18 protein-coding genes are annotated in these 18,643 nt (G+C 73.2%); 12 read left to right on the top strand and 6 right to left on the bottom strand.

Annotation, left to right across the window (positions count from 1 at the left end; genetic code table 11):
* Nucleotides 1-12: 12 nt before the first annotated feature.
* The 4 genes from FBY24_RS18995 to FBY24_RS10185 all read left to right on the top strand — a co-directional run bounded on the left by FBY24_RS18995 (nt 13) and on the right by FBY24_RS10185 (nt 5,495).
* Nucleotides 13-276, top strand: coding sequence for a helix-turn-helix domain-containing protein (locus tag FBY24_RS18995; protein ID WP_160158488.1), 264 nt, complete (start codon nt 13-15; stop codon nt 274-276).
* Nucleotides 273-1,541: a type II toxin-antitoxin system HipA family toxin gene (locus FBY24_RS10195; RefSeq protein ID WP_160158487.1), complete on the top strand. Its 1,269-nt coding sequence runs from the start codon at nt 273-275 to the stop codon at nt 1,539-1,541. The genes FBY24_RS18995 and FBY24_RS10195 overlap by 4 nt, the downstream gene beginning before the upstream one ends.
* A 140-nt stretch (nt 1,542-1,681) precedes the next feature.
* Nucleotides 1,682-2,728 carry an NAD(P)-dependent alcohol dehydrogenase gene (locus FBY24_RS10190; protein WP_142160310.1) on the top strand — a complete coding sequence of 349 codons (1,047 nt, stop codon included), beginning with the start codon at nt 1,682-1,684 and terminating at the stop codon, nt 2,726-2,728.
* Between the two features lie 517 nt (nt 2,729-3,245).
* Entirely contained in the window at nt 3,246-5,495 is a 2,250-nt protein-coding gene (locus FBY24_RS10185; RefSeq protein WP_160158486.1) for an RNA-binding domain-containing protein, read from the top strand.
* A gap of 46 nt (nt 5,496-5,541) precedes the next feature.
* Here the strand turns inward: FBY24_RS10185 and FBY24_RS10180 are convergent, their stop codons facing one another.
* On the bottom strand, nt 5,542-8,106 hold the full coding sequence (locus FBY24_RS10180) for a glycoside hydrolase N-terminal domain-containing protein (protein ID WP_160158485.1): 2,565 nt from the start codon (nt 8,104-8,106) through the stop codon (nt 5,542-5,544).
* A 96-nt stretch (nt 8,107-8,202) separates the two neighbouring features.
* Here FBY24_RS10180 and FBY24_RS10175 point away from each other — a divergent pair, with 96 nt between their 5' ends.
* From FBY24_RS10175 to FBY24_RS10165, 3 genes are read left to right on the top strand one after another with little or no spacing between them, the layout of a single operon-like run.
* Entirely contained in the window at nt 8,203-8,667 is a 465-nt protein-coding gene (locus FBY24_RS10175) for a tRNA (cytidine(34)-2'-O)-methyltransferase (RefSeq protein WP_142160303.1), read from the top strand.
* Nucleotides 8,668-8,719: 52 nt separating this feature from the next.
* The gene (locus tag FBY24_RS10170; protein ID WP_142160301.1) at nt 8,720-8,902 is read left to right on the top strand and encodes a hypothetical protein; all 183 of its coding nucleotides are present in this window, start codon (nt 8,720-8,722) and stop codon (nt 8,900-8,902) included.
* Nucleotides 8,899-9,414 (top strand): GNAT family N-acetyltransferase, encoded by a 516-nt coding sequence (locus FBY24_RS10165; protein ID WP_255432332.1) that lies wholly within the window; start codon nt 8,899-8,901, stop codon nt 9,412-9,414. The genes FBY24_RS10170 and FBY24_RS10165 overlap by 4 nt, the downstream gene beginning before the upstream one ends.
* Here the strand turns inward: FBY24_RS10165 and FBY24_RS10160 are convergent.
* Nucleotides 9,406-10,017, bottom strand: coding sequence for an ATP-binding protein (locus tag FBY24_RS10160; RefSeq protein ID WP_142160299.1), 612 nt, complete (start codon nt 10,015-10,017; stop codon nt 9,406-9,408). The two genes, FBY24_RS10165 and FBY24_RS10160, sit on opposite strands and share 9 nt — an antisense overlap.
* 154 nt (nt 10,018-10,171) lie before the next feature.
* Between FBY24_RS10160 and FBY24_RS10155 the strand changes: the two genes are divergently transcribed.
* The 4 genes from FBY24_RS10155 (at nt 10,172) to FBY24_RS10140 (ending at nt 14,242) form a co-directional block, all read left to right on the top strand.
* A complete protein-coding gene (locus FBY24_RS10155; RefSeq protein WP_142163403.1) occupies nt 10,172-11,965 on the top strand; it encodes a gamma-glutamyltransferase family protein in 1,794 nt (597 codons plus the stop codon).
* A 150-nt stretch (nt 11,966-12,115) separates the two neighbouring features.
* The gene (locus tag FBY24_RS10150; RefSeq protein WP_142160297.1) at nt 12,116-12,982 is read left to right on the top strand and encodes an amidohydrolase; all 867 of its coding nucleotides are present in this window, start codon (nt 12,116-12,118) and stop codon (nt 12,980-12,982) included.
* A complete protein-coding gene (locus FBY24_RS10145; protein ID WP_255432331.1) occupies nt 12,979-13,698 on the top strand; it encodes a FadR/GntR family transcriptional regulator in 720 nt (239 codons plus the stop codon). Before FBY24_RS10150 ends, FBY24_RS10145 begins: the two co-directional genes overlap by 4 nt.
* 79 nt (nt 13,699-13,777) lie before the next feature.
* A complete protein-coding gene (locus FBY24_RS10140) occupies nt 13,778-14,242 on the top strand; it encodes a TM2 domain-containing protein (protein ID WP_142160295.1) in 465 nt (154 codons plus the stop codon).
* Here the strand turns inward: FBY24_RS10140 and FBY24_RS10135 are convergent.
* The 3 genes from FBY24_RS10135 to FBY24_RS10125 are packed head-to-tail and all read right to left on the bottom strand — an operon-like array spanning nt 14,221 to nt 16,668.
* Nucleotides 14,221-14,727: an HAD domain-containing protein gene (locus tag FBY24_RS10135; protein ID WP_142160293.1), complete on the bottom strand. Its 507-nt coding sequence runs from the start codon at nt 14,725-14,727 to the stop codon at nt 14,221-14,223. The genes FBY24_RS10140 and FBY24_RS10135 overlap by 22 nt on opposite strands.
* Nucleotides 14,724-15,638, bottom strand: coding sequence for a hypothetical protein (locus tag FBY24_RS10130; RefSeq protein WP_142160291.1), 915 nt, complete (start codon nt 15,636-15,638; stop codon nt 14,724-14,726). Before FBY24_RS10130 ends, FBY24_RS10135 begins: the two co-directional genes overlap by 4 nt.
* 4 nt (nt 15,639-15,642) lie before the next feature.
* On the bottom strand, nt 15,643-16,668 hold the full coding sequence (locus FBY24_RS10125) for a LacI family DNA-binding transcriptional regulator (RefSeq protein WP_142160289.1): 1,026 nt from the start codon (nt 16,666-16,668) through the stop codon (nt 15,643-15,645).
* A gap of 130 nt (nt 16,669-16,798) precedes the next feature.
* Between FBY24_RS10125 and FBY24_RS10120 the strand changes: the two genes are divergently transcribed.
* Nucleotides 16,799-18,376, top strand: a complete 1,578-nt coding sequence (locus FBY24_RS10120; protein WP_142160287.1) for a UxaA family hydrolase — start codon at nt 16,799-16,801, stop codon at nt 18,374-18,376.
* Between the two features lie 39 nt (nt 18,377-18,415).
* On the opposite strand, the gene FBY24_RS10115 is transcribed toward FBY24_RS10120, so the two are convergent.
* Nucleotides 18,416-18,619: a hypothetical protein gene (locus FBY24_RS10115; RefSeq protein WP_142160285.1), complete on the bottom strand. Its 204-nt coding sequence runs from the start codon at nt 18,617-18,619 to the stop codon at nt 18,416-18,418.
* Nucleotides 18,620-18,643: the final 24 nt, after the last annotated feature.

Genomic DNA, 18,643 nt, shown 5'->3' with positions numbered 1-18,643 from the left:
TACGGTCACAGCATGACCACGATCCCCCTGTCCACACCCGCGCAGGTCGGGGCGACGGTCCGGGGCGCCCGGACCCGGGCGGGGATCACCCAGACCGAGCTCGCGTCCCGTGCCGGGGTGAGCCGTCGCTGGCTCATCGCCCTGGAGGCGGGCAACGGCCAGCGCGCCGAGCTCGGCAAGGTGCTGGACACCCTCGACGCGGTGGGGCTCGCGCTCAGCGCGACGGACGGCGCGTCCCGGCCGAACCCGCTCGCCGAGCTCCTGGACGACCTGTGAGCGCCCAGCGCCTCGCGGTCCTGCTCTACGGCAAGCACGTCGCGGACCTGGAGCAGACGACCGGCGGGCAGCACCTCCTGCACTACCGGGAGGACCCCGGCACCACGCCGCTGTCGCTGTCGCTACCGCTCGGTGGCGGGCCGTTCAAGCACCAACGCGTCCGGCCGTTCCTCGAGGGCCTCCTCCCCGAGCGACAAGCTGCGCGCGAGGCGATGGCCCGCGAGCTCGAGGTGTCCGCCCGCAACCCCTTCGCCCTGCTCACCCGCATCGGCCTCGACTGCGCCGGCGCCGTGCAGTTCTGCGCGGAGTCCGAGATCACCGACGTCCTCGCCCGCACCGGCACCGTGGAGCCCCTGACGGAGCGGGAGATCGCCCAGCGCCTCCGGGTCCTGCGCACCGACCCGGGTGCCACCTGGCTGGCGCCGCGCGAGCGGTGGTCCCTCGCGGGTGCACAGGCCAAGTTCGCCCTGCGCCACCAGGACGGCCACTGGTACGAGGCCACCGGCGCAGAGCCGACCACCCACATCGTGAAGCCAGGCGTCGACGGCTTCCGCCTGCAGGCACTCAACGAGCACATCAGCCTGCAGACCGCCCGCCGGGCCGGGCTCGCCGCCGCACGATCCGACTTCAGGCACTTCGGCGACGAACCTGCCCTGGTGGTCCAGCGCTACGACAGGCGTCCCGACCGGTCAGGACGCCTGACGCGTCTGCACCAGGAGGACCTGTGTCAGGCCACCAGCACCTACCCCGGCGACAAGTACGAGTCGGACGGCGGACCTCGCGCGGTCCACGTCGTCGACCTGCTGCGCCGGCACAGCACGCGCGCGCAGCGCGAGAACAACCTCGACCGGTTCGTCGACGCCCTGGCCTTCAACGTGCTGATCCAGGCACCGGACGCCCACGCCAAGAACTACTCGATCCTTCTCCTCGACGGCACCGTCCGCCTCGCACCGCTGTACGACGTCGCCTCCGGCGCGCCCTACGACGCCACCGAGCAGCGCGGCCTGCGCCAGGCCGCCATGGCGATCGGCGGCCGTCGCGACTTCGCCGAGATCGACACCGCTCGCTGGGAGCGGTTCGCCCGTGAGGCGCACCTCGATCCCGACCGGGTCACCACCCGTGTTCACGACCTCGCGAGCAGGATCCCCGACGCCATGTCCGACGCCTTCGCCGCCGAGTCGGGCACACCGGGCATCGACGAGCTGCGCAGCCGCATGCTCGACCCCGTCGTCCGCTCCTGCCGGGACGCCAGGTCCGGACGGTGACCTGGCAGCGGATCCTGACAGCCGGGTGACGGGGCACAGCAGGGCCCCTCTCCTCGGTGGCGCGGGTGGCGGTGGGCGCGCAGGATCGTGGACGAGCCGCTGCCCCGCGGCACCCCGCCCCACCCCGACGAGGGAGAACCATGCCCACCACCGTCACCGCGTACGCCGCCCCCGCCGCCGACCAGCCGCTGGTCCGCACCACGATCGAGCGCCGCGACGTCGGCCCGCACGACGTGCGCATCGAGATCCGCTACGCGGGCATCTGCCACTCCGACATCCACACCGCCCGCGGCGACTGGGGACCCGTCGCGTACCCGCTGGTCGTCGGCCACGAGATCGCCGGCGTCGTCGTCGAGGTCGGCGCCGAGGTCACCCGGCACGCCGTGGGCGACCGCGTCGGCGTGGGCTGCATGGTCAACTCCTGCCGGGAGTGCGCGCAGTGCCAGGCCGGCAACGAGCAGTACTGCCTGAACGGCATGACCGGCACCTACGCCGCCGTCGACCGCGACGGCAGCACCACCCAGGGCGGCTACTCCCAGCAGGTCGTCGTGGTCGAGGACTTCGTCGTGCGGATCCCCGACGCCCTCGAGCTCGACGTCGCCGCGCCGCTGCTGTGCGCCGGCATCACCACGTACTCCCCGCTGCGGCACTGGGGTGCCGGCCCGGGCACGAAGGTCGCGGTCGTCGGCATGGGCGGGCTCGGGCACATGGCCGTCAAGCTCGCGCACGCCATGGGCGCGGAGGTCACGGTGCTGTCGCAGTCGCTGAAGAAGCAGGAGGACGGCCTGCGCCTGGGCGCCGACCACTACCACGCGACGTCGGACCCCGACACGTTCGCGGCGCTGCGCGGCTCGTTCGACCTCATCATCAACACCGTCAGCGCCGTCGTGGACCTCGACGCGTACCTGTCGCTCCTGGCCGTCGACGGCACGCTCGTCAACGTCGGCGCGCCCGCCGAGCCGCTGCCCGTCCAGGTGTTCTCGCTGATCCCGGCCCGCCGGTCGTTCGCCGGGTCGTCGATCGGCTCGATCGCCGAGACGCAGGAGATGCTCGACTTCTGCGCCGAGCACGGCCTGGGCGCGGACGTCGAGGTCATCGGTGCCGACCAGGTGAACGAGGCGTGGGAGCGGGTGCTCGCGTCCGACGTGCGCTACCGCTTCGTGATCGACACCTCGACGCTGGCCTGATCCTCCGTCATCCGCGGCTCGCCCACGGTTGCAAGCCGCACAAGTGCAAGATCGGTTCCAGATCGAGCTGCGCGAGACCCCCGCGCCACTTCCAAGAGCCATGTTCTCACCCATCGAACCTTCTCTACCATGTCGTACATAGCCCAATTTGAAACAATAATGGGACGCCAACCCTTCGACGCTGGAATCCCTGCGCCAATCTACAGACATGCCGCCCCTGCGTGTGAAAATTTCTCTAGAAAGCAACCCAGAAAGACAAGGCATTACCCGTCGAGCGCTTTTCGTGAATCCTGGGGGACCACCGGAACTCGAGGTAGATGGCCATCGGCCGCCCCGGCCGACGACACCACTTACGTCACTCACAGATCCCGGCACCAGGTGCTAGCCGCCCGGCACCACGGACCCCAACTACCAGTTCCCCAAAGATCACCCGGTGGTCCTGCCAGAGCGCTGGGCCGGACGGACCCAGCGGACTACCATCGGAGCGTCCTACCGGGAGCCAGGCAGGGGTGCAATGGTGCACGATGACATAGCGAACGCGATTAGCCAAAAGAATGCACCGATTGCAATACGGTTGCTGTTGGGCGGAAATCCTCCACGACCGAGGCTTGGTCGTGGCACGGAGAATGATCTCTGGGATTTTAAGGCAGACTGCCCATCCCAGTTGCACGATGAGCGAACGGAAAACGCGTGGGCGCACATTGCGGCGGACGTTCTTGCATTCCACAATAATCGCGGGGGGCTGCTCATATTTGGCCTCGACGACAGTCACAACTTTGTCGGTGCGACTCGCATACTGGACAGCAAGAAGTTTAACGACAGGATTCGCCGCTACGTGGGCGACACGCTCTGGGTTGACTACTATCGGGAATATATTCAGCCTGACCAAAAATACCTAGGGGTCGCACTAATTCCGCCGCGAGGTCCATCCGTCGCCCGCTTCAAGGCGAGTGCCCCAAGTATCGGCGGTAAACGACACTTCGAGCGCGGGGGCTCTTCCCTCCGCGAGCACGACAGCACAATGATCCTCTCGCCGAACGCCGCCGATCGTTTCGCGCGCGATCAGGCCGCACCCGTGTACGGCGAAAAGTACTCCGTCGATGAGCCCTTCTTTCGCGTACTCGCGCCAGAGTATCTTCACTTTCTCGAGCGCCCCGACATTGGGAATCGGATCGAGAAGAGTCTGCGCGATCCACGCATATCGGTGACTTCCCTAATTGGGGTTGGGGGGATGGGGAAGACCGCTTTAGCAACCTGGGCCGCCAACCGCGCGTATGCAAGTGGTGACTTCTCGTTCATTGTCTCGACGACCGCAAAGGATCGAGAACTCAGCGCGTCAGGCATCCTCGGCCTGTCAGCTCCTCTAACGAGTTTTGAGGACCTCCTAGACCAAATTTGCGACGTCCTCGGCTTTCCCGAAGAGAAAGAGAATTCGACCCAGGCCAGGGAATCGGTCATTAGATCCGTCATCTCTGAGTCAAATGGCCTACTCTTCGTGGACAATCTTGAGACTATCGACGACAAGAGACTCATCTCGTTCCTTGATGATCTTCCGCTCGGCGTCCGCGCTCTCGTGACGAGCAGAAGAAACAGCGTAAGGACAGCAGCGCGCCCCATTGACATCCCTGCACTGACCGACAAGGAACTCGTAGGATTCGTTCGGCTATTGGCTACGGAGCAGGCCTTCAAGCACGCGGCCGCGATGTCCGACGCGCAGGCCGTTGAGTTCGGGCGTGCGTGGGATGGGATCCCTCTCGCTCTCAGGTGGGCCCTCTCGCGGACAAAAAGCGTCGCGGAGCTTGTGCAGCAGGCGTCCATTTCAACGGGTCAGCGTCTACATGGAGACCAGTTGCTGGAGTTCAGTTTCCGTCGCGTCTTCGAGCGGCTGACTCCTGCAGAACGCGCGGTCCTCGAGACTCTCGCTATTCTTGAGCAACCGCTACCTACCGAGGCCGTGGTGGCGGGGGCGGGCGTGGCAGACGATCGCGCACTTGATGCTGTGGAAGAACTGGTGGACGATGGGCTCGCGCAACGAGTATTCGACTCGGACAGGAATGACTTCTGCTTCACGATCCTACCGATAACACGCGCCTTTGTTCGTCATGACTTTCAGAAACATCCCGGGGCCTCGCGCGCTGCTCAGCGACGACTCTCTAGCTGGTTTGAAGCCACTGATATCGAAAACGAGGAACAGCGCCTACTTGTTCGCGAGGTTCGAGCCGGAAAGAACTCTGACGACACGGCGCTGGTCGACCTCGCGATCGCTGCTGAACGAAGAGGAGACTACGACGGGGCGGAGAAACTCTACCAACAGGCACGGGCTCGAAATCCGCGGAGCTGGCGAGCAGCGCGCGTCAGCGCAGAGTTCTACCGGCACTGCCGCAGGGACCATTTGCAGGCGCTAGCGCTATACGAGGTCGCGGGCTCGAATGCGCCCAAGCAAGGAAGCGAGCGGGCAGTCATATACCGCGAATGGGGAATACTCTTGCGAGATAGCGGACGACCCGACGCCGTCTCATCCGCGGAAGAGAAACTCCTCGTGTCTCACGAAGAAAACCCTTCCGATCCTATAGCCAGGCATGCACTGGCCACGTGCTACGACAGGAGGGGCGCATACCGCCTCGTGATCGAACTTCTTGAGCCGGTAAGGGAGACAAGCAACTCAAAGACCCGGGAGAAGTCGCTACCTCTCTTGCTGAAGGCGTACCAAAAGGCGAACGAACCCATCAAGGAAGCGGAACTGCGACGCGCGCTGAGCACAAGATAGGCCACTTGCAACACTAGGACGCTTGACGCACGCGGGGCGCAGAATCTCATCTCGGTCGGCGCAACGCATTTTCGAGCCGCACCTCTCGTTGTGCGATTAGTAGCCGCTCGTCGCAAGCTGGGCCCGGGCCATTCTTGACGACCACTACGCATTCGCGACGCGCGGTCAGCTCGACGTGCTCGACGCGGCCGTCGCGCCAGCGCAGGTCGACCACGTGCAGGCCGCCCCGCAGACGCAGACCCTGGACGCGGCCGGTCGGCCAGGCGGCGGGCAGCGCGGGCAGCAGGTGCACCTCGCGCGCACCGTCGGGGCCGACGCGGTGCGCCTGCACGAGCGCCTCCGCGATGCCGGCGGTGACGCCGAGGTTGCCGTCGATCTGGAACGGCGGGTGCGCGCACAGCAGCGACCGGTACACCCCGCCGCGGTGCGTGGGCTCCACACCCAGCGGCGTCGGCGGCAGGTCCGCCGGGTCCGCGTCGACCGGGTGCAGGAACGCCGCCAGGTGCGCGGCCACGCCGTCCGCGTCCCGCAGCCGCGCGCGCAGCGCCAGCCGCCACGCCAGCGACCAGCCGGTGGAGTCCGGGCCGCGCGCGTCGAGCGTCGCCCGGGCCGCGTCCGCGAGCGCGGGGGCCGTGTCCGGGTCGATCGCCGTGCCGGGGTAGACGCGGAACAGGTGCGACTGGTGGCGGTGGTCGTGCTCCGCGTCGGGGACGTCCGCCGACCACTCCGCCAGCCGGCCGTCGGGCAGGACGCGCTCGGCGGGCAGCCGGTCGCGCGCGTCGGCGGCGCGCGCCAGGAGGTCGGCGTCGTCCTCGCCCACGACGGGCGCGAGGCGCAGCAGGTGGTCGAGCAGGTCGCGGGCCATGGCGAGGTCCGCCGTGGTCGACGTGCCGACGCTGACGGGGGTGCCGTCGGGCAGCAGGTACTGGTGCTCGGGGCTCGTCGACGGCGCCGTGCCGAGCGTGCCGTCGGGCCGCTCGACCAGCCAGTCGAGCAGGAACACGGCGGCGTCGCGCAGCACCGGCCAGTGCCGGCGCAGGGCGGCGGCGTCGCCGGTCCAGTCGTGGTGGTCGGCGACGTGGGTGGCCAGCCAGACCCCGCCGAAGGGCCAGCACGACCAGCTCGGCGAGTCCTCCCCCAGCCCCGTGGGCGCGGAGAAGCCCCAGGCGTCGCTGTTGTGGTGGGCGACCCAGCCGCGCGCCCCGTACAGCTGGCGGGCGGTGCGCCGGCCCGCGGCGGCCAGGCGGTGGAGCCAGTCGAGCAGGGGCTCGTGGCACTCCGCGAGATCGCCGACGAGCGCCGGCCAGGCGTTCATCTCGACGTTGATGTTGGTCGTGTAGTTCGCGTTCCACGGCGGCTGGTGCCAGGGGTTCCAGATGCCCTGCAGGTTCATGGGCAGCGTGCCCGGGCGCGAGCCGGCGATCGTCAGGTACCGGCCGAGCTGGAACGCGAGCACGGCCAGACCGGGATCGGGCTCGCCGTGGGCGTGCCGGACCAGGCGGGCGTCGAGGGGCAGGTCGGGGGCGTCCCCGCCGAGGTCGAGGTGCACGCGGCCCATGAGGGCGCGGTGGTCCGCGACGTGGCGGTCGTGCAGGTCGGCCCGGATGGCCGCCGCGGCGAGCGTGGCCGTCGCCTCGGCGACGACCCGGTCCGCGTCGCCGTGCAGGCTCCCGGTCGCCACGTCGTGGTCCGTGGCGGACGCGAGGAGCACCCGGACGCGGGCGGCCCCGCGCACGACGACCACCGGACCGTCGGGGCGCACGTCCACCCGGACCTCGCCGCCGTCGGCGCGCACCGCGAGCGCCACGGACGCCAGCACGGACGGGCCGTCGCCCCGCTCGACGGGCTCGGCGACCCCCGAGTAGTCCGGCCACACGCGCGTGGGCATCCGCACGAGGCCGACGAGGTGCACGGCGCCGTCGGCCGCCACGGTTCCGGGCGCCGCCGCGCCGTCGCGGGCAGGCGCGAGGGCGCGGACCCAGGGGTGGGCGGCGGCGATGCCGACGTCGAGGTCGAGGGTGCCGTCGTCCGCGACGCGTTCGGCCACGAGGACCTGGTCGGGGTGCGAGGCGAGCACCGTCTGGCGCAGCCGGGTGCCGTCGGCACGGGTCCACGCGGTGCGCATGAGGCCGTCGTCGAGGTCGAGCTCGCGCCGGTACCCCGCCGCGGTCCCGAGGTCCGCACCGGGGGCCACAACCCCGTCCACCTGCGGGTTCGTCCCTGGCGAGTCGACGGCTGACGGGTCGGTCAGCAGGAGGTCGACGAGCGGCTGGTACGCCTGGCTGAACCCGCTCTGCAGCCGCCGCAGCTGGGCTTCCGCGCCCGGGACGTCGCCGGCACCGAGGAGCCGGCGTGCGTCCGCGAGCACGGCCTGCGGCCCCTCGGGCGCCGCCGCGGGTGCGAGGTCGGGGTCGCCGGGCGCCCCCGACCAGCACGTGTCGTCGTTCACCTGCAGCCGGTCGGTACGCGTGCCGCCGAAGCACATCGCCCCGAGGCGCCCGTTGCCGACGGGGAACGCGTCGGTCCACTCCTCGGCGGGTGCGCCGAGCCGCAGCAGCAGCCGCGGGCGGTCCGACGCGGGCAGGGCAGCGGGCGGGGACGGGGACGTCACGGGCGGACCTCTCGACGGCGGCGGGACGACGCCGCGAAGGTAGCAGCGCCGCCCCGCCCGGTCGGGCACCCGCGCGCACGGTGCGAGGATCGGCGCGTGCTGCACGTCGTCTTCTTCGAGCCCCGCATCCCCGGCAACACCGGGAGCGCGATCCGCCTGTGCGCCGGCACCGGTGCGACCCTGCACCTCGTCGAGCCCCTCGGCTTCGACATGTCCGAGGCCAAGCTGCGCCGCGCCGGGCTGGACTACCACGACCTCGCGCACGTGGTCGTCCACCCCGACCTGGAGCACGCGCTCGACGCCCTGCCGGACGCCCGCCTCCTGGCGTTCACCACGCAGGCCACGCGTTGGCACACCGACGTCGACTGGCGCGACGGCGACGCGCTGCTCTTCGGCCCCGAGCCCACCGGCCTGCCCGCCGAGGTCCTCGCGCACCCGCGCGTGACCGACCAGGTCCGCATCCCCATGCTCCCGGGCCGCCGCTCCATGAACCTGTCGAACGCCGCGGCGGTCGCCACCTACGAGGCCTGGCGCGTCCTGGGCTTCCCCGGCGGGAGCTGACTCCTGACCGCCGCAGGCCGTCGCGGCAGTGCCCGGGTCTAGGGTCGGGAGCATGCGGAACCTCGCCTTCTTCCACGTGTTCGCCCTGCTCCTGTGGGTGCTGGTGCCCCTGGCCGTGGCGGGTCTGCTGTACCTGGTGGTCCGGTGGGGGATCCGTGACGGGCTGACGGACGCGCGCCGGCGGGAGGCCGCGGAGCAGCAGGTGCCGCCGGTGCAGGGTCCTCCGGCCGCGTGAGCGGGGCCGTCGCGCCCGAGCCCGCGGACGCGTCGGACCTCGACGCGATCCTCGCGCTGCGCGGGTCGCTCGAGGACTGGATGGCGCAGACCGGGCTGGTGCAGTGGCCGCGCGGGTCGCTGCCGCGCGAGCGGGTCGCCGCGCAGCTCGCGGGCGGCGAGTGGTGGGTCGTGCGGGACCCAGAGATCGGCGTCGCGGGGTCGCTGCGGCTGCTGCGCACCGACCCGGACTTCTGGGGCGACGACGCGACGCCCGCGGTGTACGTGCACGGGCTGATGGTCGACCGCCGCCGGGCGGGCACCGGGCTGGGGCGGGCGCTGCTCGACTGGGCCCAGGACCAGGCCCGTGCGGCGGGCGTCGACGTCCTGCGCCTGGACTGCCGCACCAGCAACCCCGCGCTGCGCGCGTACTACGAGGGGTACGGCTTCACGGCGGTGGGCGTGCGGGACTTCCCGACCTTCAGCGCGACGCTGCTGCAGATGCCCGTCGGCGGGCGGCCGGCGTCAGCGTGACGCGCTGAGGACCGTCACGTCGAGGTGGTCGAACCCGCCGACGAGGGCGCGCAGCGCGTCGGCGTCGACCGGTGCGCCGGGCACGCCGCGGAACGTCACGGTGGTGCCCGTGCCGCCGCGCGGGGTGAGCGGCACGAGCGCGGCGTCGGGGACGCCATGGCGGTACGTCTGCGACCAGGCGCCGTCGGTGCGCCAGTTCTCGTGGACCAGCGCGGGGCTCAGTGCCGACACCACGGACATGCCGCGGCGCGGGTGGCCGTCGGGCAGCAGCGGGGCGTCGTCGACGTCGAAGAACCGCACGTCCTGCGTCGCCATGACGGGCTTGCGGACGACCGCGCCGTGCTCGTCGACGCGGGTGTCGGTGCCGCGCCCGTCGTCGGCGACCACGACCCGGCTGCCGTCGAGGACGACCTCGACCTGCCCGCGCCGCCCCGTGGCCGCGGCCTCCTCGTCGGCGTACGCGAGGACCTCCAGCACCAGGTGCAGCGCGCCGTCGGGCGCGAGCGCGTCGGCGCGGGCGCGCACGTCGGCCAGGTGCTCCTCGTCCACGTCGGACGCCCACGCGTGGGTCGTCGTCCGCCAGCTGCCCCGGGGTCCCGTCACCGGTCCATCCTGGTCCTCGCAAGGCGCTGACGTGGGCGGACGACGGGTCGATCCCTAGGCCGAACGGGCGACACGCACGCGTCCGCGTCACCCGGTCGGGTGTGAGGATCGAGGCGTGTTCACCACGCGCCCCGAGCTCACCGGCACCTTCGGCATGGTCGCCTCGACGCACTGGCTCGCCAGCGCCGTCGGGATGCGCGTCCTGGAGGCCGGCGGCAACGCGTTCGACGCGGCCGTGGCCGCCGGGTTCACGCTGAGCGTCGTCGAGCCCCACCTCAACGGTCCCGGCGGTGACGTGCCGATCATCGGGCACCGCGCGCGCGACGGGCACACGTTCGTCGTCTGCGGGCAGGGCACGGCGCCGGCGGCGGCGACCCTCGGCGCGTTCGGGGACCTGGGCGTCGAGGAGGTGCCGGGGACGGGCCACCTGGCCGCCGTCGTGCCGGGGGCGTTCGGCGCGTGGCTGGACCTGCTGGCCCGGTACGGCACGCTGCCGCTGGCCGACGTGCTGGGCCCGGCGCTGGGATACGCCCGGGACGGGTACCCGCTGCTGCCGTCGGCGGCCCGCACGATCGGGACCGTGGCGGAGATGTTCGCGGCGCACTGGCCGACGAGCGCGGCCGTGTACCTGCCCGGCGGGCAGCCGCCCGCGGCCGGCGCACGGTTCACCAACCCGGACCTGGCGCGCACGTTCGAGCGGCTCCTGGCCGAGGCCGCGGCGGCCGGGCCGGACCGGGACGCGCAGGTGGAGGCGGCCCGGCGCGCGTTCTACGAGGGCTTCGTGGCCGAGGCGGTCGACACGTTCGTGCAGACGCCGGTCGTCGACGCGACGGGCCGCGCGCACGCGGGCCTGCTGCGCGGCGAGGACCTGGCGGGGTGGCGGGCGACGGAGGAGCCCACGGTCGCGGCCGACGTCCTGGGCGTGCAGGTGCACAAGACCGCGGCGTGGGGCCAGGGCCCGGTGCTGCTCCAGCAGCTGCGGGTGCTCGAGGCGCTCGACGTGGCCCCGCTGGTGCGCGACGCGGTGGCGCTGGAGGCGTCGGGCGGCACGGACGACGGCACGGGGCCGGTGACCCGCCTCGTGCACCTGGTCACGGAGGTCGCGGCGCTCGCGTTCGCGGACCGCGAGGCCCACTACGGGGACGCCCCGGACGTCCCGCTCGACGCCCTGCTCTCGCGGGAGTACGCGGCCGAGCGGGCGCGGCTCGTCGGCGACGACGCGGACGCGACCCTGCGGCCGGGCTCCCCCGGCGGGCGGGCCCCTGTGCTGCCGTCGCGCGTGCTGGCGGACCGCGCGGGCGGCGGCGGGGTCGCGGCGTCCGCCGGCGGGCTGGGCGAGCCCACGGTCTCCCCCGCCGGGCTGACCCCCGGAGACACCTGCCACGTCGACGTCGTCGACCGCTGGGGCAACCGCGTCTCGGCCACCCCGTCGGGCGGGTGGCTGCAGTCCAGCCCGGTCGTGCCGGGCCTGGGGTTCGCGCTGCCGACGCGTGCGCAGATGTTCTGGCTGGAGCCCGGGCTGCCGTCGTCGCTGGTGCCGGGCCGGCGCCCGCGCACGACGCTGAGCCCGGCGATGGTGCTGGGCGCCGGGCACGGGTTCGCGTTCGGCACCCCGGGCGGCGACCAGCAGGACCAGTGGACGGTGCCGTTCCTGCTCCGGCACCTGCTGGGCGGGCTGGACCTGCAGGCCGCGATCGACGCACCGTCGTGGCACTCGTCGGCCGTGCAGTCCTCGTTCGCCCCGCGCACGCACACGCCGCGCGGGCTGGTGGTCGAGCAGCGCCTGGGCGCCGGGGTGCTGGCCGGGCTCGCCGCGCGCGGTCACGCCGTGCAGGACGCGGGGCCCTGGTCGCTGGGGCGGATCAGCGCGGCCGGGGTGCGCGCGGACGGTCTGCTCGTCGGGGCCGCGAACCCGCGCGGGCAGCAGGGGTACGCGGTCGGACGCTGACCGGTGCGTGACCGGCACTGTCCGGCACTGACCGCAGTCACTGCTCCGTTCGGGTGAAAGTCATCGATTCTGTGACCCGCCCGTGAGGATTCCATGAGACTCCGGGGCCTGACGGGCTCGGACGTCTGCGCGGGGCATTACTGTCCGACCATGCCGTACGACGTCGTGGACTCCCACCTGCAGGTGTGGGACCCCGAGCACGTCCACTACCCGTGGATGGACGCCGACCACCTCCCGGTGACTCGGCGCCTCGGCGACGTCGGGCACGACCTGCACGAGCACCGCGTGGACGGCGTGGTGCTCGTGCAGAGCGCCGACAACCCCGCCGACACCGAGCACCTGCTCTTCCAGGCGCTCTGCTCCCCGCGTGTCGTCGGCGTCGTCGGCTGGGTGCCCCTCGCGCACGCCGACGACGCCTCCGCCCGGCTCGACGCGTGGCGGTTCGAGCCCGTGGTCGGCGTCGCGCACCACGCGGCCGGGTCCGGCGGCTGGCTGCTGCGCCCCGACGTCTCCGAGGGGCTCACGCTGCTGACCGAGCGGCGCCTCCCCCTCGACCTGCCGCGCACCACGCCCCGGATGCTCGACGAGGTCGCCCGCGTCGCCGAGCGGCACCCCAAGCTCACGATCGTCCTCGGCCACCTCGCGTCCCCGCCGCTGGCCGCCCGCGCCGCCGGCGACACGGCCACGTGGGACGCCTGGGTGGCTGGCGTGCACCGCGTCGCGCAGGCCCAGCACGTCGTGGCCAAGGTCGCCGGTCTCGGCCGCGCCGCGGGGCCCGGCTGGACCGCGGCGGACGTGCGCCCCGCCGTCGACGTCGCTCTCGAGGCCTTCGGGGCCGAGCGCCTCATGCTCGGCAGCGACTGGCCCGCGGCTCTCGACGGCCACGCCACCTGGTCCCAGACCTGGCAGGAGCTGTGCGCGACGCTCGACGGCCTGGACCCGGCCGCGCAGGCCAGGCTCCGCGGGGGCACCGCCGTCGACGTGTACGGGCTGCCGCCCGTGCCGGTCACCCCGTGATCGGCCCTCAGCGACCCCCTGCGCGCGTCCCCCTCACGCACGACGTGGTCGAGGACGTGCGCCGCATGGTGCTCGACGGCACCCTGCGCCCGGGCGACCGCCTGCCCTCGGAGAAGGACCTGGCCGTGCACCTCGGCGTCTCGCGCGGCTCGCTGCGCGAGGGCGTGCGCGCGCTGGCCGCCCTCGGCATCCTCCAGGCCCGGCACGGCGACGGCACGTACGTCACCGAGCTCGACGCGACCCGGCTCGTCGCCCCCCTGGCCTTCCTCGGCGACATGCCGGGCGACCGCTCCGACGTGCTGGCCGTGCGCCGCACCCTGGAGACGGAGGCCGCCGCCCTGGCCGCCCGGCACGCGAGCCCCGCGCTCCTCGAGCAGGCCCGCGCGTCGTTGGACGACATGGCCGGCGCGTTCGCGGAGCCCGTCCTCGACGCCGCACGCGTCGCCGCCGCCGACGTCGCGTTCCACCGCACCGTCGCCGAGGCGTCCGGCAACCGGGTGCTCGCCGCGCTCGTCGACGCCCTCGCCGCACCACGGGCCCGCGAGCGCGCGTGGCGGGACCTGCACGAGGACACCGCGACCCGCGTCGTCGGCGAGCACGCGGCGATCCTCGACGCGCTGACCGACGCCGACCCGGACCGCGCCCGCATCCTCATGGCCGCGCACCTCATCGGTGCAGAGCGCATCCTCGCGGCCCACGGCGCCGCCCCGGCCTGACGGGCTGCACGTCCGCCTCCCGTCCCGGCAGGGACCTTCGCGGACCAGCCCCGGCGCGGGTCGCGCTACTGTCCGCGCCATGAGCGACCCGCACCAGCCCCCCGTCCCGGGCGACGCCCCGCAGCCGCACGCGGGCCAGCCGTACCCTGCGCAGCAGTACCCGGCACCCCAGTACCCGGCACCGCAGTACCCGGCGCAGCCGCACCTCGGCCAGCCGTACCCGCCCCAGGCGTACGGCCACCCCGCCCCGTACGGGGCCTACGACCCGTACGCGGGCGTGCCGTGGTCGGACAAGAGCCGGACGACCGCGGGCCTGCTGCAGCTCCTGCTCCCTCTCGTCGGGGTGTGCGGGGTGGGCCGGCTGTACGCCGGTCAGACGGCGATCGGCCTGGTGCAGCTCATCGGGTTCTTCGTCGGGGTCGTCCTGACGGGCGTGCTGCTCGGGTTCGTCGTCGCACCCGCGATCTGGCTCTGGTCGGTGGTGGACGGGATCGTCCTGCTCTCGAGCGGCGGACGCGACAGCTACGGCCGCCCCCTGCGCTGACCACCGGCCGGCGGCGAGCCCTCCCACAGCCACGCCTCGAGGGTCTCGACGTCGTCGTGCCTCAGTCCGACGTGCGGCTCGACGCGCACCAGGAGCGCACGGCCGGGATGGTGCGCGCGCAGCCACTCCTCGTCGGCGTCGGTGATCTCGTCGTCGACCCAGACGAGGTCGCGGCCGGCGGCGTGACGGAGGATCGAGCGGGTCTTCCAGTGCAGTCGGAACCAGGTGTCCTCGGCGGACGGCTCGGCGGGATCGAGGACGGGCAGCGCCGACCACCCCAGCAGCGGAGCGAGGAGGTCGTTGGCGTCCTGGCCCCAGGTCGTCGCCCACACCAGCTCGACAGGTAGTGCGCCGAGAGCGCGCGCCGGCCCGACGTCGAGCCGACTCGTCAGCGGGTTGCCCCCTGGTGCGGCGGGACGGGCAGGGGCCGACGGGGCCCCGAACGGGAGCAGCACCCCGTCGACGTCGAGGTACAGGACCGTCACGAGCCGTCCGCCGTGGTGCAGGTGTCGACGACGAAGCGGTGGAGGGCGCCGAGGAGGGCGGGCGGGGAGACGACGTAGACGACGGGCTGCTCCACGCCGTCGACCACGGCCCGGACGCCGAGGACCGTGCCGCGCTTGTCCTCGGCGATGGCGTGCAGGTCGCACCGGGCCGGGACGACGGGCAGCGTGACCGCGACCGCGCCGGGCCCGAGGGTGGCGGTGTCGACGTCGAGCGGCCAGGAGGAGGCGTCGGGGGCGCGCAGCAGCGTGGTGCCGAGCACCTGCGTGAGCTGCACGCGCGGACCGCCGGGCACGGCCCGGACCCGCAGCGTGACGTCGGCGACGGGGGCGCCGTCGAGGGTGCGGGTCGTGAGGGTCTCGTCGAGGCTCATCTCCAGCCCGGCCGCGACGGCGGCCGCCGCGCAGTCCTCGCCGCGCACGCGGAGCAGGTCGTCGTCCTCGTCGGTGGGCACGACCTGGAGGGTGGTGGCGGTGCCGTCGGGGGTGACGACGTCGAGCGCGACCGACGGGTCGAGGTCGGCCACGGCGGTGGGGTCGCCCGCGCAGCGCGGTGCGGGCAGCGCGGCGCGCAGGCGCCGGGTGGAGCCGGCCGGGACGTCCCGCCCCTGGAGCGTGACGACGTCGCCGTCGAGGGAGCCGGCCGTCAGGCGCCCCTCGGTGACGGTGAGGTCGGCAGGGCCGTCGTTGGTGACCTGGAGCTCGACGACGCGGGCGACGCGGTCGGTGCGGGCCTGCGCGACCTCGACCGTCACCGGACCCGGCGTCCCACCGGTGGCCGACGTCTCGATCGGCACCGACCCGGGTGCGGTGCACCCGGCCACGAGCGCGAGCACGCACGCACCCCCCAGCGCCGCGGCGGTCGCGGCCGACGGGGCGGGCGGGCGGGTCATCGGGTCAGGTGCGGTCCGGGGTGGAGTCGCGCAGCACGACCTCGGTGGCGACGGAGGCCCGGCGGGGCGCCCCGGTGTGCTCCTCGAGCGCGAGCTGCGTGGCCAGGGCGCCGACCTCCTCCAGCGGGACCCGCACGGTGGTCAGCGGCGGGACGACGTCGCGCAGCGTGAAGATGTCGTCGAACCCCGCGAGCGCGAGGTCGTCGGGCACGCTGACACCCAGGTCGCGGCACGCGGCGAGCGCGCCGAGCGCCATGACGTCGTTGACGGCGAAGACCACGTCGACGTCGGGGCCGGTGGCCCACAGCTCGCGCATCGCGGCCTCGCCGCCGTCGTGCGTGAACTCCCCGGTGACGACGTGCGCGGGCTGCACGGGCGAGCCGGCCTGCGCGAACGCGTCCATGAACGCCTCGCGCCGCTCGCGGGCGGTGAGGTGGTGCTCCGGCCCGCCGAGCACGGCCGGGCGGCGGTAGCCGCGGTCGTGCAGCGCCCGGGCGAGGTCGGCGGCACCGGCGGCGTTGTCCACGACCACGGTGTCGACGTCGAGCACGGGCTGGCCGACGAGGGTCACGGCACCGCCGGACTCGCGGTAGTCGGCGAGCGCGGCGCGCATGGCGGCGTTGGTGGGTTCGTCGTCGTGGCGGCCGCCGGCGATGACGATGGCGCGGGCCCGCTGGCGCTGCAGGAGCCGGACCAGCGAGACCTCGCGCTCGGGGCGGTGCTGCGTGCTGGCGAGCGTGACCTGGAGGTCGGCGTCGTCGGCGGCGCGCGAGACGCCAGCGGCGATGGTCGAGAAGTACGGGTCGGCGATGTCGTGCACCACGAGCCCGAGGGACGTGGTGCGGCCGCGGGCCATGGCCTGGGCGTTCGCGTCGGGGGTGTACCGCAGCTTCTCGGCGGCGGCGAGCACGCGCTCGCGCAGGTCGGCGCGCACCGTGCGGTTGGCGCTGCCGTTGATCGCGCGGGAGGCGGTGGCGAGCGAGACGCCCGCCTCGCGCGCGACGTCGCTCAGGGTGACGCTCGTGGCCATGGGCCTGAGCGTAGGGGAACGGGCGCGGGAGCGTTCCCGCTCGGGCGAGGATCACCCGCTCCGGGTGGAAAGCGATTCCCGAGTCGCTCGGGAAACCGGTATCCTGGCGCCCCACCCCGGGAGGACGACGATGACGACCGGCCACGCCCCGCTGCCCACCGCGCACGGCGGCCCCACCGACCCGCTCGACGGCGCGGTCCTCCTGCTCCGACCCGACGATGACGTCGCCGTCGCGACCCGCGACCTGCCCGAGGGCACCACCGTCGCCGTCGCCGACCGGCTGATCACGGTCACCCAGGGCGTCCCGCGCGGGCACAAGCTCGCGGTCGCCGACGTCGCCGCCGGGGTGCCGGTGCGCAAGTACGGGCAGTCCATCGGCCGGGCGACGCGTGACATCGCCGCCGGGCACCACGTGCACACCCACAACCTCGGCATGGACGACGCGGGCCGCGCGCACGAGGTCGGCACCCACCTCGTCGGCCTGCCCGCCCCCGCGGACCCGGGCCGCACGTTCGCCGGGTACCGCCGCGCCGACGGGCGCTGGGGCACGCGCAACTACGTCGGCATCGTCACGTCGGTGAACTGCTCGGCCTCGACGGCCCGGCTCATCGCCGACCAGTTCCGCGGCCGCGTGCTCGACGCGTTCCCCGGCGTCGACGGCGTCGTCGCCCTGACGCACGACACCGGCTGCGGCCTGGTGCCGACGTCCGAGGGCGCGCAGATCACCCGCCGCACGCTGCGCGGCTACGCCGACCACCCGAACATCGCGGCGCTGCTCGTGCTGGGCCTGGGCTGCGAGATGCTGCCCGCGCAGAGCCTCCTCGACGGCCTCGACCTGCCCGCCGACAAGCCCGTGCGCACCCTGGTCATCCAGGAGACCGGCGGCATCCGCGCCACCGTCCGCGCCGGCGTCGCCGCGATCGAGGAGATGCTGCCGCAGATCAGCGACCTGCGCCGCGAACCCGCACCCGTCTCCGAGCTCGTGCTGGGCCTCAACTGCGGCGGCTCCGACGGCTACTCCGGCATCACCGCCAACCCGGCGCTCGGGCACGCCTCCGACCTGCTCGTCGCGAACGGCGGCACGTCCGTGCTGGCCGAGACGCCCGAGATCTTCGGCGCCGAGCACCTGCTGCTGCGCCGCGCCGTCCGCCAGGACGTCGCCGACCGCCTCCTCGCCCGCCTCGACTGGTGGCAGGAGTACATGGCGCACGGCGGCGGCACCCTGGACAACAACCCCTCCCCCGGCAACAAGGCCGGCGGGCTGACCACCATCCTGGAGAAGTCCCTCGGCGCGGTCGCCAAGGGCGGCACCGCACCGCTGCGCGCCGTCTACGAGTACGCCGAGCCGGTCCGCGAGCGCGGCTTCTGCTTCATGGACACCCCCGGGTACGACCCCGTCTCGGTCACGGGCCTGGTCGCGGGCGGTGCGACGGTCGTCGTCTTCACCACCGGCCGCGGCTCGGTGCTGGGCTGCAAGCCGACCCCGTCGATCAAGGTCGCCACCAACACCCCGACCTACCTGCGCATGCGCGAGGACATGGACCTCAACGCGGGCCGCATCGTCGACGGCACCGCCACCGTCGAGCAGGTCGGCGCCGAGCTGTTCGAGAAGATCGTCGCCGTCGCGTCCGGCGAGCAGACGGTCTCCGAGGACCTCGACCTCGGCACGGACGAGTTCATCCCCTGGCAGCTCGGCGCCGTCACCTGACCCGTCGCGACCCAGCCGACGGTCAGGCCCCCTGGGCCGTCACGCCAGTCGCGTCAGGACGGCGCGATCACGCTCGACGATCCGCACCGCAGCGTCGCTGACTCGGGTGGCGTCCGTCGATGTGGATGCCCCGGTCGCCCCGGCGGGAACAGCCGGCTGGGACCGGTGTCCGCGCGCCGCCGCCTCGAGGTTCGCTTTCACCTCTGGCGCAGCGACCACGTCGTCGACACCGTCTTCGATCATGCGGCGCACGCTACCGCGGCACAC

It is taken from the genome of Cellulomonas sp. SLBN-39 (assembly GCF_006715865.1).
GTDB lineage: Bacteria > Actinomycetota > Actinomycetes > Actinomycetales > Cellulomonadaceae > Cellulomonas.
This window is presented reverse-complemented; position numbering and strand designations above follow the sequence as displayed.

Coding starts and splice junctions, on each gene's coding strand:
- FBY24_RS10150 (WP_142160297.1), top strand. CDS start 12,116: ATGCCGTACGACGTCGTGGACTCCCACCTGCAGGTGTGGGACCCCGAG.
- FBY24_RS10155 (WP_142163403.1), top strand. CDS start 10,172: ATGGTCGCCTCGACGCACTGGCTCGCCAGCGCCGTCGGGATGCGCGTC.
- FBY24_RS10125 (WP_142160289.1), bottom strand. CDS start 16,668: ATGGCCACGAGCGTCACCCTGAGCGACGTCGCGCGCGAGGCGGGCGTC.
- FBY24_RS10120 (WP_142160287.1), top strand. CDS start 16,799: ATGACGACCGGCCACGCCCCGCTGCCCACCGCGCACGGCGGCCCCACC.
- FBY24_RS10190 (WP_142160310.1), top strand. CDS start 1,682: ATGCCCACCACCGTCACCGCGTACGCCGCCCCCGCCGCCGACCAGCCG.
- FBY24_RS10140 (WP_142160295.1), top strand. CDS start 13,778: ATGAGCGACCCGCACCAGCCCCCCGTCCCGGGCGACGCCCCGCAGCCG.
- FBY24_RS18995 (WP_160158488.1), top strand. CDS start 13: ATGACCACGATCCCCCTGTCCACACCCGCGCAGGTCGGGGCGACGGTC.
- FBY24_RS10115 (WP_142160285.1), bottom strand. CDS start 18,619: ATGATCGAAGACGGTGTCGACGACGTGGTCGCTGCGCCAGAGGTGAAA.
- FBY24_RS10130 (WP_142160291.1), bottom strand. CDS start 15,638: ATGACCCGCCCGCCCGCCCCGTCGGCCGCGACCGCCGCGGCGCTGGGG.
- FBY24_RS10170 (WP_142160301.1), top strand. CDS start 8,720: ATGCGGAACCTCGCCTTCTTCCACGTGTTCGCCCTGCTCCTGTGGGTG.